Annotated in this window: 16 protein-coding genes; 8 read left to right on the forward strand and 8 right to left on the reverse strand. The window is 73.9% G+C overall.

What is annotated here, in order from left to right; genetic code table 11:
* Positions 1–834: DUF4139 domain-containing protein (locus AOK09_RS03145; protein WP_157875780.1), on the forward strand; the 834-nt coding region annotated here is incomplete at its 5' end.
* A 5-nt stretch (positions 835–839) separates the two neighbouring features.
* Positions 840–2402, forward strand: coding sequence for a mucoidy inhibitor MuiA family protein (locus tag AOK09_RS03150; RefSeq protein WP_055585549.1), 1563 nt, complete (start codon positions 840–842; stop codon positions 2400–2402).
* A gap of 181 nt (positions 2403–2583) precedes the next feature.
* Here the strand turns inward: AOK09_RS03150 and AOK09_RS03155 are convergent, their stop codons facing one another.
* Together AOK09_RS03155 and AOK09_RS03160 are read right to left on the reverse strand one after the other, a co-directional pair.
* Positions 2584–3015 carry an ASCH domain-containing protein gene (locus tag AOK09_RS03155; protein ID WP_055585550.1) on the reverse strand — a complete coding sequence of 144 codons (432 nt, stop codon included), beginning with the start codon at positions 3013–3015 and terminating at the stop codon, positions 2584–2586.
* A gap of 70 nt (positions 3016–3085) precedes the next feature.
* Complete coding sequence (locus tag AOK09_RS03160) at positions 3086–3502, reverse strand: hypothetical protein (RefSeq protein WP_107101219.1); 417 nt, start codon at positions 3500–3502, stop codon at positions 3086–3088.
* 155 nt (positions 3503–3657) lie between these two features.
* Between AOK09_RS03160 and AOK09_RS03165 the strand changes: the two genes are divergently transcribed.
* Positions 3658–4086 carry a VOC family protein gene (locus AOK09_RS03165; protein ID WP_055585551.1) on the forward strand — a complete coding sequence of 143 codons (429 nt, stop codon included), beginning with the start codon at positions 3658–3660 and terminating at the stop codon, positions 4084–4086.
* Between the two features lie 49 nt (positions 4087–4135).
* Here the strand turns inward: AOK09_RS03165 and AOK09_RS03170 are convergent, their stop codons facing one another.
* Positions 4136–5098, reverse strand: coding sequence for a ketopantoate reductase family protein (locus AOK09_RS03170; RefSeq protein ID WP_055585552.1), 963 nt, complete (start codon positions 5096–5098; stop codon positions 4136–4138).
* 214 nt (positions 5099–5312) lie between these two features.
* Between AOK09_RS03170 and AOK09_RS03175 the strand changes: the two genes are divergently transcribed.
* Together AOK09_RS03175 and AOK09_RS03180 are read left to right on the forward strand one after the other, a co-directional pair.
* Positions 5313–6275: a LysR family transcriptional regulator gene (locus tag AOK09_RS03175; RefSeq protein WP_055585562.1), complete on the forward strand. Its 963-nt coding sequence runs from the start codon at positions 5313–5315 to the stop codon at positions 6273–6275.
* A gap of 251 nt (positions 6276–6526) precedes the next feature.
* Positions 6527–7141, forward strand: a complete 615-nt coding sequence (locus AOK09_RS03180; protein ID WP_245687096.1) for a DUF6817 domain-containing protein — start codon at positions 6527–6529, stop codon at positions 7139–7141.
* A gap of 96 nt (positions 7142–7237) precedes the next feature.
* On the opposite strand, the gene AOK09_RS03185 is transcribed toward AOK09_RS03180, so the two are convergent.
* Together AOK09_RS03185 and AOK09_RS03190 are read right to left on the reverse strand one after the other, a co-directional pair.
* Positions 7238–7873 carry a class I SAM-dependent methyltransferase gene (locus AOK09_RS03185; RefSeq protein ID WP_055585553.1) on the reverse strand — a complete coding sequence of 212 codons (636 nt, stop codon included), beginning with the start codon at positions 7871–7873 and terminating at the stop codon, positions 7238–7240.
* A 161-nt stretch (positions 7874–8034) separates the two neighbouring features.
* A complete protein-coding gene (locus AOK09_RS03190; protein WP_055585554.1) occupies positions 8035–9153 on the reverse strand; it encodes an FAD-dependent oxidoreductase in 1119 nt (372 codons plus the stop codon).
* 53 nt (positions 9154–9206) lie between these two features.
* On the opposite strand from AOK09_RS03190, the gene AOK09_RS03195 reads away from it, so the two are divergent.
* Positions 9207–9893 (forward strand): TetR/AcrR family transcriptional regulator, encoded by a 687-nt coding sequence (locus tag AOK09_RS03195; RefSeq protein WP_055585555.1) that lies wholly within the window; start codon positions 9207–9209, stop codon positions 9891–9893.
* 137 nt (positions 9894–10030) lie between these two features.
* Here the strand turns inward: AOK09_RS03195 and dmpG are convergent, their stop codons facing one another.
* From dmpG to AOK09_RS38765, 3 genes are read right to left on the reverse strand one after another with little or no spacing between them, the layout of a single operon-like run.
* Positions 10031–11041 carry a 4-hydroxy-2-oxovalerate aldolase gene (gene dmpG / locus AOK09_RS03200; protein WP_055585556.1) on the reverse strand — a complete coding sequence of 337 codons (1011 nt, stop codon included), beginning with the start codon at positions 11039–11041 and terminating at the stop codon, positions 10031–10033.
* On the reverse strand, positions 11038–12000 hold the full coding sequence (locus AOK09_RS38760) for an acetaldehyde dehydrogenase (acetylating) (protein WP_055585557.1): 963 nt from the start codon (positions 11998–12000) through the stop codon (positions 11038–11040). Before AOK09_RS38760 ends, dmpG begins: the two co-directional genes overlap by 4 nt.
* A gap of 9 nt (positions 12001–12009) precedes the next feature.
* Positions 12010–12816 (reverse strand): 2-keto-4-pentenoate hydratase, encoded by an 807-nt coding sequence (locus AOK09_RS38765; RefSeq protein ID WP_055585558.1) that lies wholly within the window; start codon positions 12814–12816, stop codon positions 12010–12012.
* A 71-nt stretch (positions 12817–12887) separates the two neighbouring features.
* Here AOK09_RS38765 and AOK09_RS03215 point away from each other — a divergent pair, with 71 nt between their 5' ends.
* Positions 12888–13637, forward strand: coding sequence for an IclR family transcriptional regulator (locus tag AOK09_RS03215; protein WP_055585559.1), 750 nt, complete (start codon positions 12888–12890; stop codon positions 13635–13637).
* 469 nt (positions 13638–14106) lie between these two features.
* The coding region (locus AOK09_RS03220) for an alpha/beta hydrolase family protein (RefSeq protein ID WP_055585560.1) at positions 14107–14763 on the forward strand (657 nt) is incomplete at its 3' end.

Consider the following 14763-nt stretch of genomic DNA (forward strand, 5'->3'; position numbering starts at 1 on the left):
CCGCGCCCCAGCCCCGCCGAACTCGACTACACCGCCCTGGTGCTGGCCGGCCCCGAGGAGCGGCAGGACCGCCGCGGGCGCCTCTTTCCCGCCCCCTCGGACGACCTGGTCGCCGCCGAGTACCGCCGCCGAGCGGAGGCGGTGGCCGCCCTGCCGCCGCCGGGACTCGCGGTACGGCCCCGGGAGTCGGCCGGCTCCTTCGACCACCGCTTCGACGCGACCGCCCCCGCCGACATCCCCTCGGACGGCACCTGGCACACCGTCACCGTCGCCGAGATCCCGGTCGGGCTGCGCACCGAGTACGTCTGCGTGCCCTCGGTGGAGGAGACCGTGTACGCCACCCTGGTGATCTCCAACGCCACCGACCAGGCCCTGCTGGCGGGCCCGGTGGAGGTCACCGCCGACGGCGGCTTCCTGCTGACCGCCGCACTGCCCACGCTCGCCCCCGGCGGCACCCGCCGGGTCGGCCTGGGCCCGGCCGAGGCGGTGCGGGTCGCCCGCCGGGCGGAACTCCATGAGTCGTCCGCCGGGCTGCGCAACGGCACCACCGTGCTGGACCACCGGATCCACGTGGAACTGGCCAACCGGCTGGCCCGGCCGATCACGGTCGAGGTCCGCGAACGCGTCCCGGTCAGCTCCGATCCGGACGTCCGCATCGAGGAACGGGCCGACTGGACGGCACCCGCGGAGGGCGACGGACCCGAGAGCCACACCCCGGGCACCCGCCTGTGGCGGGTGGAACTGCCCGCGGGCGGCACCGCCGGGCTCGACGGCGGCTATGCGATCCGCATCCCGGCCGGCAAGGCCGTCGTCGGCGGCAACCGGAGGAGCTGACCGTCATGTCCACCCCCGCACACCCGATCGCGCTGCCCGTCACCGCGGTGACCTGCCTGGAGGACCGGGCCCACGTCGAGCGGACCGCCGTGCTGGAGCTGGCCACCGGCGTCCAGCGCCTGCGCCTGGGCCCGCTGACCGCCCTGGCCGTCGACCGCACCCTGCACGCCGAGTTCCCCGCCGACCGGTCGGCCCGGGTGCTCGACGCCCGGATCGTCCGCGCCTGGACGCCGCGCGCACCGCTACCGCCCGGCACCGGCGACTCGGCGCTGCGTCATCGCGTCCACGGCCTGGAGGAGGGGCAGCGCGACGCGGAACGGCACCGCGAACGGGTCGAGGCCCGGCTCGCCGCGCTCTCCCAGCTCGCCGCCGACCTGCTGCGCGAGATCGGCGAGGGCGCCGGCCTCGGCGAGGTCGAGCACGCCCGCTGGGCCCGGGAACTGGACCGGCTGGACGCCGAACGGGAGGACCGCGGCGAGGAGTTGCGCCGGATCCGTGCCCGTCTGGCGGCGCTCGCGGACGAACTGCGCCGAGCCGAGGAGGCCCTGGCCCTCGCCGAGCAGGAGCCCGCCGAGCTGACCGCCCACCTCGAAGTCACCGTGTCGGCCGCGGCAGCCGGACCGGCCCGGCTGCGGGTGGTCCACCTCGTCCCGTGTGCGCTGTGGCGGCCCGCCTACCGGGCGGTGCTCGACGGCGACACGGTGACGTTGGAGAGCGAGGCCGTGGTCTGGCAGCGCACCGGGGAGGACTGGGCGGATGTACCGCTGACCTTCTCGACCGCCCGGTCGGCGCTGGCCACCGACCCGCCGCGGCTCACCGAGGACCGTCTGACGCTGCGGGAGCGCTCCGCCGAGGAGCGCCGCACCGTCGATGTGGAGCTGCGCGAGGAGGAGATCGGCAGCACCGGCCCTTCGGCGTCGAGCGGCCTGCCGGGGGTGGACGACGGCGGCCAGGTACGGGTGCTCCGCGCACCGGCGCCGGCCTCGGTGCCCCCGGACGGCCGGGCGCACCGGGTGCCGCTGACCTCGTTCACCGCCGCCGCGTCCATCGAGCACACCTGCTCGCCCGAGTTGTCCCCACTGGTCACCCAGGTGGTGACCGTGCTCAACGGGTCGGGCCACGCCCTGCTGGCCGGGCCGGTGGACCTGGTGCGCGGCAGCGGGTTCACCGGCCGCGGCGAGCTTGCCTTCACAGCGCCCGGAGCCCCGGTCGAGCTGGCGTTCGGCAGCTCGGACGACTACCGGGTGGTCCGGGAGGCCGAGGAGGTCCGCGGCTCCGCCGGGCTCACCCAGCGGACGGTGGTCACCCGGACGGTCCGGCTGCACCTGTCCCGGTTCTCCGGCCCCGGGGAGCGGTCCGAACGGGTGGTCGTGGTCCGGGAGCGGGTCCCGGTCTCGGAGGTGCAGGCCGTCGAGGTCCGGCTGCGCAAGGAGGAGTGCTCCCCCGCCCCCGACGGGCTGGACGCCGACGGCGTGGTCCACTGGGCCGTCCCGCTGCCACCCGGCGGGCGTCGCACGATCACGCTGGTCTATGAGATCTCGGCGAACGCCAAGGTCACGGGGGTGTGAGGGAGGGGACTGCGGGCACCGGAACCCAGGGCCGGGGCCGCACCGCCGGAGCCAGCCGTCGTCGCAGTGTGACCGGCTGCCCGAGGACCGGGCCCCGGACCGGTCGGAGCGTCCCGGTGGGCGCCGCCCCGCGTGGACACCCGTCGGCGCCCGCCCGGACGCGGACCGGGTCCGGCGCCGGTCATGGACTGCCCGGGGCGTCGGGCTCCACCACCCGGAAGCGCTGGGCCACGACGAGGGTGTCGCCGTCGACCACCGGGGTGCGGCCCAGGAACGCACTCACGCCCTCGCTGCGGAAGAACGCCTCATGGGCTGCCCGCCACTCGCCCGCACCGCCGTAGCCGCGGCCCTCGGCCCGCGCGAAGTCGTCGTCGATCTCCTTCATGGGCACGACGCGTACCTCGACCAGCTCGATGGTGACGGCCGGCAGGCCGTCGGAGTCGAGCACCGCGAACCGCTGCCCGGCCACCGGCATCGCCTCTCCGGCGTGCTCGTAGATCTCCGGCAGGCCCGTGAGGGCGGTCTTGTGGCCGCTCTGGATCGCCGCCACACCACGGTCACGTTCCGGGCCGGGGAAGGCGACTTCAAGAGTCGGAAGGTCGTGAGGTCCCATCAGCCGAGGGTATGAAGAGCAGCCCGCGTCGATCAAGGGGGTAACTCCTCCCGGCCCCCGCACTCCGGCCCTACGGGGTGAAGCCGGCCTCCCGGTCCGCAGCCGCGATCTGGTCGTGGAAGCGCCTGTGGACCCAGTGGCGCTCACCGAGGAGGTCCACCTCCCCCCAGCGGCCGGAGACCGGACCCAGCCGGGTCCGGCGCGGCAGCGTGGCCAGCAGGCGCTGCGGGCCGGCGCCGCCGGACAGCTTGCTGCTCTCCAGCACATGGACGGCGTCCTGGGTGACCACCACGCACCGGTAACTGTTCCAGAACATCGTCAGGCCGGTCAGATAGGTGACGAGGAAGAAGAGGACGTTGGGCGCGCTCTGGCCGATGAACGCCTGCCGTACCTCACTGCCGGCGGGCAGGAACGGCGCCGAGCGCCGCACCAGGTCCTGCCGAGGCACAGGATCGCCCGGTCCGGTCCTGTCGACTCCGTCGGTCATGGGCGGCCCTCCCCGGTCGCACGCGGCTGAGGCGTCGACAGCCGGCCGGCCCCTGCGACCGCGCGACACGGCAGCGGACCGCAGGACCCATTCTCCCCCAATATGCCGTTCGACGCCGGGAGTTGGGCCGGGGAGTCCCCTGCTAGGGTGCGCCTGTGTCATCGATACGGGAGTTCCAGGTCACGTTCGACTGCGCGGAGCCCGAGCGCGTCGCCCGCTTCTGGTGCGAGGTGCTGGGGTACGTCGTGTCGCCGCCCCCGAAGGGGTTCGACAGCTGGGACGACTTCGACCGCTCCCGGGCTCCGGAGGAGCGGGGCGCATGGTTCGCCTGCAGCGATCCCTCCGGTGTGGGTCCGCGGCTGTTCTTCCAGCGCGTTCCCGAAGGGAAGGTCGTCAAGAACCGGGTGCATCTCGATGTGAGGGTCGGCACCGGGCTCGTGGGTGAGGAGCGCCTGGCCGTGCTCGAGGCCGAGTGCACACGGCTGCTCGCGCTCGGCGCGGTACGTGTGCAGCTCCTGTACGACGGCAACGACTCCTGCATCGCGATGCAGGACGTCGAGGGCAACGAGTTCTGCCTCGACTGAGCCCCCTCCGGGACGGCTCCTCCAGTGGCCGGCAGGTGCCCGGCGGCCCTCAGCGAGGAGGCTCGCCGGTACCGGACGACGGCGACCCGGCCTCACGCTCCAGCTCGCTCACCAGCCGCGCCGCAAGCGGTACCCGGATGCCGTGCCGTTCGGCGGCCCGGAGCAGCGCGCCGCCGATGGCGTCGAGTTCGAGCGGGCGCCCCGCCTCGGCGTCGCGCTGCATGGACGATCTGCTCTGGGCGGGGAAGGCGTCGTACCGCGCGAGGATCCGGGCGCCGTCCGTCGGGGCTCCGCAGGCTCGGCCGACCGCGGCGGTCTCCTCGACCAGGGCGGCCAGCTCCTCGCCGCGTTCGGTGCGGACACCGCCGATGGGGAGCCGGTACCGGGTGGTGAGCAGCGCGAAGGGGGCCAGGAACGCCAGCTTGCCCCACAGTACGGTGCTCTCGTCCGGCAGGACGTGGGTCTCGGCGCCTGCGGAGGTGAGCCGTGCGGCGAGTTCGGCGAGCCGGTCCTGCGGGCCGGCCAGGTCGATCTCGGTGAAGGGGCTGCCGTGCTCGATCACCCCGGGTGCGGAACGGGTGGACTCGACGCGGATCACCGCCGGGACCACGCGCTCCGCGCCGTAGCGCTCCCGCAGGGCGGCCACATGGTCGACGCCGTTGAGCAGCGGCAGCAGCAGACCGCCGGCCACATGGTGGGCGGGGACGCGGTCGAGTGCCTCGTCCAGCGCGGTGTGCTTGACCGTCACCAGGCAGAGGCCGACCGGCTCGCGCAGCATGGTGTCCGTCTCCACCGGCGCGGTGAAGTCCCCGAACTGTCCGCTGCGCACACTGATCCCGTTGCGGCGCAGTGCCGCTGCGGTCTCCTCGCCCGCGATGCAGATCACCCGGTGGCCGGCCCGGGAGAGCAGCGCGGCGAGCAGGCCGCCGACACCTCCGGGGCCGAGCACGGCCACCGTGGCGGGGGGCGGTGTGGAGGTCGCGGCGGTTTCCACGGACGGGGAGTGGGACACGGGTGGATTCCTCTCAGCTCTGCGGGTCGGCACCCGTCCCGCCCGTATCCCCGCCTGGTCCGGACGCGGTGGGGAGCGGGCGGGACAGGGTTGCCGCCCTGGGGCCCGCCATGATCCTCGGTGAGGACGACAGCCACGTCAATCCTCGAGTTTGCTTATCAAACCCCCAGCGGGAGCTTGGGTCGGGCGGGGGTTTACCGTGGCCCACGTGGGGATGACCTTCGACGACCTGCGGGTGTTCGTGGCGGTCTGCCGGGCGGGGAGCCTGAGCACCGTCGCCCGTGACCTGTCCTGCACCCAGTCCGCGGTGAGCCAGCACGTCAGACGGCTTGAGCGGACGACCGGGGTACGGCTGCTGGAGCGCAGGGCGCGCGGTGTGGTGCCGACCCCCGAGGGCCTGGTGCTCCAGGCGGCGGCGAGGGAGGGGATCGTCGGACTGGACCAGGCTCTGCGCCGGATCGGCGAACTCGCGCGCGGCGAGGCCGGATCCGTGCGGGTGACGACGGGTGCCACCACGGTGCGGCACTTCATGTCGGAGGCGGTCGTGGACTTCCGGGAGCGGCACCCCCGGGCGAGCCTGGAGTTCCGCACGGAGACCGCCTCGCGCAGCTGCTTCGACGCGCTGCAGGCAGGTACGGTCGATCTGGCCTGGGTGACCATCGGCCGTCCGGCACCGGGCATCGAGCAGAGCACGGTCGTGGAACTGCCGTGGGTCCTGGCGGTCCGGGCCGACGATCCGCTCGCCGCCCGGACGGCGGTGACAGCCGGCGATCTCATGGGCATCAGACACATCCGGCTCCCGGCGAACTCCTCCTCCCGGGCCCATCTGGACACCGCACTGGCCCGCCTGGGGATCTGCCCGACCTCCGACACCGGCGTCGCCGACTGGGACACCGCCATCCTGCTGGCCGGGCTCGGTGTCGGGCACGCCGTCGTTCCCGCCCTGCCCGGACAGCTCTCCGCGGGCGGCGCGCCGGACGCCCCGGTGCGGTTCCTGCCGCTGCCGGAGCTGCCGCCGCTCCCGGTCGGCTGGGCGGTCCGCCGCTGGGACGCGCTGACCCCGCTCGCCCGTACCTTCGCCGACATGGTCCGGCAGCGCCGCGGTGCCACCGGCCCGGCAGCGGACGGACCCGGCCGGGAGCGGCCGGTCAACGGTGCGTCGCAGTCGCGGGGTTGACCTCGCGGGCGGTTCCGGCCCGGCGGCCCGGGCGGTGGGCTGCGGGGCGTGCGGCACGTGCAGGGCCCGGCACGGCTGTGGACCGCACGGCGCGTGGTACGGGGCCGGCCGGTGCGACGGCGGTGGTCTCGCCCGCCGTGGCGGCGAACGCCCAACTCGGCCGCCCGGCGCGGGCGGTGGGCGCAGGGTCCGCGGCGGAACGGTCATCGGGGTGTTGCGTCCGGCGTCGGGTCGCGACTACAACTCGTGACGTGACCGAGAATCCCCCGCCGCCCGGGTCCACGCCCACGCCCGCCGACTGGCGCGGCATCGAGGACTTCCTGCGCTCGCGGGGCGCCGCGGAGCTGGCACACCCGGGCGGGACACTGCTGGAACATCTGGTCCGGGTCAGGCACCGCCTCGCGGACTGGGGAGCCCCGCAGGAGGTCCAGGTCGCGGGCCTGTGCCACGCGGCGTACGGAACCGACGGCTTCGCCGTTTCCCTCATGGGCCTGGAGGACCGCCCGGTCCTGGCCGCGCTGACCGGCGCGCGGGCCGAGGCGCTGGTCCATCTGTACGCGAGCTGCGACCGGGCGACCACCTATCCGCGCCTCGGCGGTGACCGGCGGCCGGTCTTCAGGGACCGCTTCACCGGTACCGACCACGATCCCGCCGCGGAGGACCTGCGGGCCTTCCTGGAGATCACCGCGGCCAACGAACTCGATGTGTTCGAGCACAACAGGGAGCTGGCGGACCGTCACAGCGCCGGACTGCGCAGGGTTCTGGAACCCGTACGCCATCTGCTGTCCGCAGGCGCGTGGGAGGCGGTGCGACGAGGGCCGGTCGGCCACGGCCCGGTTGCCGGGGACGTTCCGGACTCGGCCTGACCGGCGGGCACGCGGCCGGCCTGCGCCGCCGCGCACCCGCCGCCTCCACGACCAGCGGACCAGCGGACCAGCTCCCGACCACGCCCCCGAGCGGGCTCAGGCCCCCGCGCGGCAGTGGAGGAAGAGGTGGGGCTCCGGCCCGGCGTCCGGGTGGGACGGGGTGAACAGCAGGCTCTCCTCGGACTCGACCGTCAGGCCCGCCCCGGCGACCATCGCGGTGAAGTCCTCGGCGGCGAAGCTCGTCACCTGCACCTCCTGCCCCATGAAGACCCCCTGGACGTCCTCCACGTCCAGGGGCACCGTGGCCACGGCCAGGCTGCCGCCGGGCTTCAGTGCCCGGGCCAGCCGCCGCAGGAGCCGGGTCTGGTCGTCCCGTGTCATCTGCAGGAGCGAGAAGTACACACAGACCGCGTCGAACGAGCCGTCGGCCAGCGGGACTTCGCGGATGTCGGCGCACCGGAAGGAGGCCGTGGGCACCTGCCGGGTGGCCAGTTCCACCATGACCGGGGAGACGTCGACACCCAGCACCTGGTGCCCGGCCCCGGCGAGGGTCTCCGCGGTGGGCCGGCCCGTGCCGCTGCCCACGTCGAGCACCCGGCTGCCGGGCGTGAGCCGGCCGAGAAGCCACTCGATCGACGACCGGTGTGCGGCCGACCCCGCGAACGCCTTCTCGTAGTCGGCTCCCAGCGCGTCGAACACCGCAGCGGCCCGGGAGCCGCGCTTCTCGTCCATCGATGTGCCTCCCCGTAGCGGACTGACGCCTCAGCGCATCGTTCCACCCGCACGGTTCCCTCACAACGGAACGCCCATGCCCGGGTCCGCTCCCCGGGGCGTGTCGCCAGGCCCGGGGGTCCGCGGCGGTGGACGGTCAGCGGCGCTCCCGCGCCCGGCAGTCAGGACGGCTGGACCTGGTCGAAGAGGGCGAGGGCTTCGGCGGGGTCCGGGCTCACCAGGCGTTCCAGACCGGCCGTGGTCATCCTCGCCCATCTGGCCGCCCGTGCCCACATCCGTTCCTCGAAGGCGCGGACGGCCTCGTCCAGGTCTGCGGGGCCGGCGGCGACGGACTCCGCGAGTTCGGCACCTTCCAGCATCGCGAGGTTCGCGCCCGCGCCCAGCGGGGGCATCAGATGGGCGGCGTCGCCCATCAGCGTCACCCCGGGAACATGGGTCCAGGTGTGGGAGACGGGCAGCACATGGAGGGGCCGGTGGACGAAGGCGCCGCCCCGGCGGAGGAGGTCGAGGACGGGATCGGCCCAGCCGTCGTACCGGGCCAGCAGGCTCGACCGCACCGCCTCGGCGTCGGCCAGGTCCAGGTGCGCGTGCCAGTCCAGCGGCGCGCGGAACTGGGCGTGCACCTTGACGTGGCCGCCGCTGTTGCGCTGGGCGACGAGCGATCGGTTCACGCCGTACACAGCCATGGAGCCGTCGCCGACCAGCCGGGCGAGGTCGGGGTGGCGGGTGTCCACGTCGTCGATGGAGGTCTCGACCGAGGTGACGCCCGTGTACTGCGGCGTCGCGGACGAGACCGCGGGGCGGACCCGGGACCAGGCGCCGTCCGCGCCGACCACGAGGTCGAACGTCTCCTGTCGCCCGTCTGCGAGATGGACCACCACGCCGTCCCCGGCCCCCGGCACCACCCGCGTCACGGCCCGGCCCCACTGGACGTCCAGCGGGCCGAGCAGCAGGTCACGGACCTGCCCGCGGTCGATCTCGGGATTGGCCCGGTCGTCCGGACGGGGTCGCCAGTCACGCAGGACGGTCCCGTCGGTGTCCAGGATGCGCATGGCCTGTCCCTCGGGGCGGGACAGTGCCTGAAACTCCGTCAGCAGCCCTGCCTTGTCCAGCGCGAGCTGGCCCAGCCCTTGGTGCAGGTCCAGCGTGCCGCCCGGAGGGCGGGCGTCGCGGGCGGAATCGCGTTCGAGGAGGGCGACGGGGTGGCCATGGCGGTGCAGCACACGGGCGAAGGTGAGGCCCGCGGGGCCGCCCCCGACCACGGCGATACGGTAGCTCATGTCGATACACTGTATTTTCCCGATACGCCGCATGGCAACAGTACGATGTGATCATGACTGTGTGGGACCGGCCGGAGCCCCCGACTCGCCCCGTACCGCTCGACCGGGAGCGGATCGTCGCCGCCGCCGTCGCGCTGGCCGACGAGGGCGGGCTGGAGGCCGTGTCGTTGCGCAAGGTCGCCGCCCGGCTGAACGCCGGCCCGATGCGGCTGTACGGCTACATCTCCACCAAGGAGGAGCTGTTCGACCTCATGCTGGACGAGGTCCAGGCCGAGATCCTCCCCGGGCGGCACTCCGGCGACTGGCGGGAGACGCTGCGCACCCTCGCCCACCGCACCAGGCAGGCCGCTCTCCGGCACCCATGGCTGGCCGACCTGCTCGGCGGCCGCCCCTCCCTGGGACCGAACGGCCTCGCCGTGACCGAGGCCAAGCTGGCCGCCCTCGACGGCCTAGCCGACATCGACACCGTCATGCGCGCGGCGGAGACCGTCAGCGCCTACGTCACCGGCGCGATCAGGCGCGAGCTCGCCGATCTGCGGGCCGAACGCGCCACGGGCCTCTCCAAGCGCGACTGGCAGCGCGCCTCCGGCCCGCATGTGACCAGGATGCTCGCCACGGGCCGCTTCCCCACGCTGGCCAAGGCCGTGCACGACGGCACGGACGTGGACGCCGAGGCGTCCTTCGCGACCGGCCTGGACTGGGTCCTCGATGCGGTGGCCGCGGGACTCGCGCGGCCCTGAGGGTTCGCCCGGTCCGCGACAGGCAGGCCGCGGTCTCTGCGCCCGGCACCGCGAGCACTTGCTGACGCCCCGGTGCCACGCGGAGCGGCGGACCGTCCACCCTGCGGCCGCAGGGCGAACGGTGACCGGGTTCGGCCCTAGCGACCGGAGGCGAGGTCCAGCGCGATGTCGATGATCATGTCCTCCTGACCGCCGACCAGACGCCGCCGGCCGCACTCCATCAGGATGTCCCGCACATCGACCTCGTACCGCTGCGCGGCGATCTCCGCGTGCCGCAGAAAGCTGGAGTAGACGCCCGCATAGCCCAGGGTGAGGGTCTCGCGGTCGACCCGGACCGGGCGGTCCTGCAGCGGCCGGACGATGTCGTCCGCCGCGTCCTGCAGCCTGAACAGGTCGCAGCCGTGCTTGAAGCCCGAGAGGTCGGCGACCGCGATGAACGCCTCGATCGGGCAGTTGCCCGCACCGGCGCCGTGTCCGGCGAGCGAGGCGTCGACGCGGTACACACCGTTCTCGACGGCCACCACCGAGTTGGCCACGGAGAGCGAGAGGTTCTCGTGCGCGTGGATGCCGATCTCGGTGGCCGGGTCCAGGACGTCGCGGTAGGCACGCACCCGGGCGGCGACGTCGTTCATCGTCAGCCGGCCGCCGGAGTCGGTGACATAGACGCAGTGGGCGCCGTACGACTCCATCAGCCTGGCCTGCGCGGCGAGTTCCCCGGGCTCGGCCATGTGGGACAGCATCAGGAAACCGGAGACGTCCATGCCCAGCTCGCGGGCCGCGGCGATGTGCTGGGCGGAGATGTCGGCCTCGGTGCAGTGGGTGGCCACCCGCACCGAGCGGACGCCGAGGTCGTAGGCCTGCCTGAGCTCCTGGACGGTGCCCACCCCGGGAAGCAGCAGGGTGGTGAGGCGGGCCCTGTCCAGGACCGAGGCGGCGGCCTCGATCCACTCCCAGTCGGTGTGGGACCCGGGGCCGTAGTTGAGCGAGCCGCCGGCGAGACCGTCGCCGTGGGCGACCTCGATGGCGTCGACACCGGCCGCCTCCAGGGCCACCACGATGCGCTTGACGTCATGGGGCGTGATGCGGTGCCGGACGGCGTGCATTCCGTCGCGGAGGGTGACGTCCTGGACGAAGATCGGGGTGGTCACTTCGCGGCCTCCTTCGCGGCGGCGATCCTCTCGGCCATCCGCACCGCGGCCGAGGTCATGATGTCGAGGTTCCCGGCGTACGCCGGGAGGTACATGCCCGCGCCCTCGACCCTGAGGAAGACCGAGACCTGGTGGGTCGGGCGCGCGGCCGTACCGTCCGTCAGCAGGGTCTCCACCGGCTGGTCGGCCGGGATCGCGGTGATCTGGACGTCCTGGACCATGCGGTAGCCCGGGACGTAGGCCGCGACCTCGGCGACCATCTTCCGGACCGACTCGGTGATCTGCGCCTTGGCGGTCTCGCCGTCCTCGCCCCCGGGCAGCGCGACCAGCGCGAAGACCGTGTCACGCATCATCAGCGGCGGCTCGGCCGGGTTGAGGATGATGATCGCCTTGCCCCGCCGCGCGCCGCCGACCTGCACGATCGCCGAGGAGGTCGTCCCGGTGAACTCGTCGATGTTGGCCCGGGTGCCCGGACCGGCCGACTTCGAGGCGATGGAGGCGACGATCTCGGCGTACGCCACCGGGACGACCCGGCTGATCGCGGCCACCACCGGGATGGTGGCCTGGCCGCCGCAGGTGACCATGTTGACGTTGGGCGCGTCGAGGTGCTCCTCGAGGTTGACCGCCGGGATGACGTACGGGCCGATCGCGGCCGGCGTCAGGTCGATCATGCGGATGCCGCGCGGGCGCAGCCTCTCGTCGTTGTGCCGGTGCGCCTCGGCCGAGGTGGCATCGAAGACGATGCCGATCTCGTCGATCTGCGGCGACCTCAGCAGCCCGTCCACTCCCTCGGCGGTGGTCTCGACACCGAAGCGCCGGGCGCGGGCCAGACCGTCGGACGCCGGGTCGATACCGACCATGACGCCCATCTCCAGGTGCTGCGCACCGCGCATGATCTTGATCATCAGGTCGGTGCCGATGTTGCCCGACCCGATGACGGCGACCTTGGTCCTGCTCATCTGCGCTCCCTACGCGGAGAAGGTGACCGACACCGCGCCGAGGCCGGTGACGGTGGCGTGGACGGCGGCGCCCGGCGCGACGGGGCGCATCGGGCCGAGGGCACCGGAGAGGACGACCTGTCCGGCCCGGAGCGGTTCGCCCAGCTCGCGCGCCTGGCGGGCGAGCCAGACCACCGCGTTCACCGGGTCGCCGAGGCAGGCGGCGCCGCTCCCGGTGGAGACGGTCTCACCGTCGACGGTCATGGTCATCCGGGCCGCGACGGGGTCGAAGCGGCTGAGCGGGACGCGCTGCGCGCCGAGGACGTAGCCGCCGGCCGAGGCGTTGTCCGCCACCGTGTCACCGAAGCTGATGTCCCAGTCGGCCACCCGGCTGCCGCAGATCTCGATCGCGGCGACGGCGTGGTCGACGGCGTCGCGCACCTGCGCGTGGTCCAGCGGTCCCTCGGCCAGGTCGGCCCTGAGGACGAAGGCGATCTCGGCCTCGACCCGCGGCTGGAGGACCGCCCCGGCGGGCACCGCCGAGCCGTCGGGGTACTCCATGTCGTCGAAGAGGACGCCGAAGTCGGGCTGGTCCACGCCGAGCTGCTGCTGCACGGCGGCGGAGGTCAGGCCGATCTTCCGCCCGACGACCGCGGCCCCGGCCGCGATCCGCTCGGCGGTGAGCCGCTGTTGCACGGCGTAGGCCGCCTCGATGTCGTCGCGTCCGATCAGGTCGCGCACGGGGGCGGCCGGGATGCCGGTGGCTGCGGCCTGGCGCAGTCGGGCCGCGGCGGCGGCGATGCTGTCGGTCCCGACAGCGGGCGGGGTCTGGGACATGACGTCCAATCTGCGGCACGGGGCCGGGCGGCCTCCATGGTGGCGTTCCACTCAGCGGTACGCTCTTTTCCATGGAGGACAGCAACACCGTCCTGGGCAAGGCCATGGCCATCCTGCGGGCGTTCGGCCCGGCCGACTCCGTACTGCCCCTCGCCGAACTGGTCCGGCGTACCGGCCTGGCCAAGGGCACCGCCCACCGCGTCGCCGGCGACCTGGTCCACCACCGGCTGCTCGACAGGACGGACCACGGCTACCGGCTCTCCGGAGGTCTCTTCGAGCTCGGCCTGCGGGCCTCCGCCGAACGCACCCTGCTGGAGCTGGCGATGCCGTTCCTCCAGGACCTCTACGAGCGCACCCATGAGACCGTGCACCTCGGGGTGCGTGAGGGCCATGAGGTCGTCTATCTCGCCAAGATCGGCGGACACCGGCAGGCCAGGGCGCCGTCGCGCACCGGCGGGCGGATGCCGACGCACTGCACGGCGATCGGCAAGGTGCTGCTGGCCCACGCCGGGGAGGAGGAGCAGGCCGCCGTGCTGACCGGCCCGCTCGAACGGCGTACGCCCCACACTGTGATCGCGCCGGGCCTGCTGCGCCGGCAGCTGATGAAGGCGGTGGAGACCGGTGTGGCCTACGAACGCGAGGAGTCGACGCCGGGACTGCTCTGCGTGGCCGCGCCGGTGCTCAGGCCCGACGGGCAGACGGCGGTGGCCGCCATCAGCGTGATGGGCCCGGTCGGGCGCTTCCGCCCGGAACCCCACGCCAACGCCGTGCGGGCCGCGGCGGCCGCGCTGGGCTCCACGCTCGCGCGCCGCCATCGCTGACACCGCCGCCGCTCTCGCCTGAGCGGGACGGCGCTCCGTCCCGGGCCGCCGGTCTGGGCGGGGGCGGGCCGTCCCCGATGACTCCGGCTCCCGCATCCCCGGCCGCCGTGCCGGTACCCCTCCCGTCGCCGTGGCCTGCGCCTCACACGCCTCCGGCGCCCTGACGCCCCTCGGGCGTTCCGCGCTCCCCCGCCGGACGGTCCGCGCTCCCTCCCGGACGGTCGCTCGGGCACGCCGAGGAACGGGGCGGCGCACGCTCCCCTCGGATTCGCCAGGGAGGGCTCCCGCGGGCATCCGGCGCTCGCACCCTCTGGTTGACAAAGTGGAACAGCGCTCCGGATACTAAACGGAGCAACGTTCCACTTGCCTCGACCGAAGCCGGACACGCCCGGCCGCCAACCTCCCGCCGGCTCGGCACCACCCGGCCAGGGGCCCGCGGCGACACCGGCCGCAGAAGGGAATCCGCACCATGAGTACCTCCGCCGACACAGCCACGGGCCTGGGCCCGGCCGCCCCCGTCCTGTCGTACAGCCCCGTGGTGCTGCCGGTGCCGGGACGCCCCGTCGACCTGCACCTGCGCGTCTCCGCACCCGCGACCGGAACCGGCCTGCCGCTGATCCTGCTGTCCCACGGCCACGGCGGCTCCAACAACCTCTCCTCCCTGAACGGCTACGCACCGCTCGCCGGCTTCTGGGCGGCCCACGGGTTCGTCGTCGTCCAGCCCACCCACCTCAGCTCCAGGACACTGAGCCATCTGCTCGCCGACACCCCGGGAGCGCCGTTCTTCTGGCGCTCCCGCGCCGAGGACATGAGCCGCATCCTGGACCGGATCAACACCATCGAGGCGGCCGTACCGCAGCTCGCCGGGCGGATCGACCCCACCAGGGTCGCCGTCGCGGGCCACTCGCTGGGCGGCTTCACCGCCTCCCTGCTGCTGGGCGCCCGGGCCACCGACCCGGACACCGGCGAGGTGGCCGAGCTGGCCGATCCCCGGATCACGGCAGGCGTGCTGCTCGCCGCGCCCGGCAGGGGCGACGTCCTCAACGGGCCCATGGCCGAGATGGTGCCGTTCTTCCGGACCGTCGACTTCTCCGGGATGACGACGCCCACCCTGGTCGTCGCCGGC

This window comes from Peterkaempfera griseoplana (genome assembly GCF_001418575.1).
GTDB classification, from domain to species: domain Bacteria; phylum Actinomycetota; class Actinomycetes; order Streptomycetales; family Streptomycetaceae; genus Peterkaempfera; species Peterkaempfera griseoplana.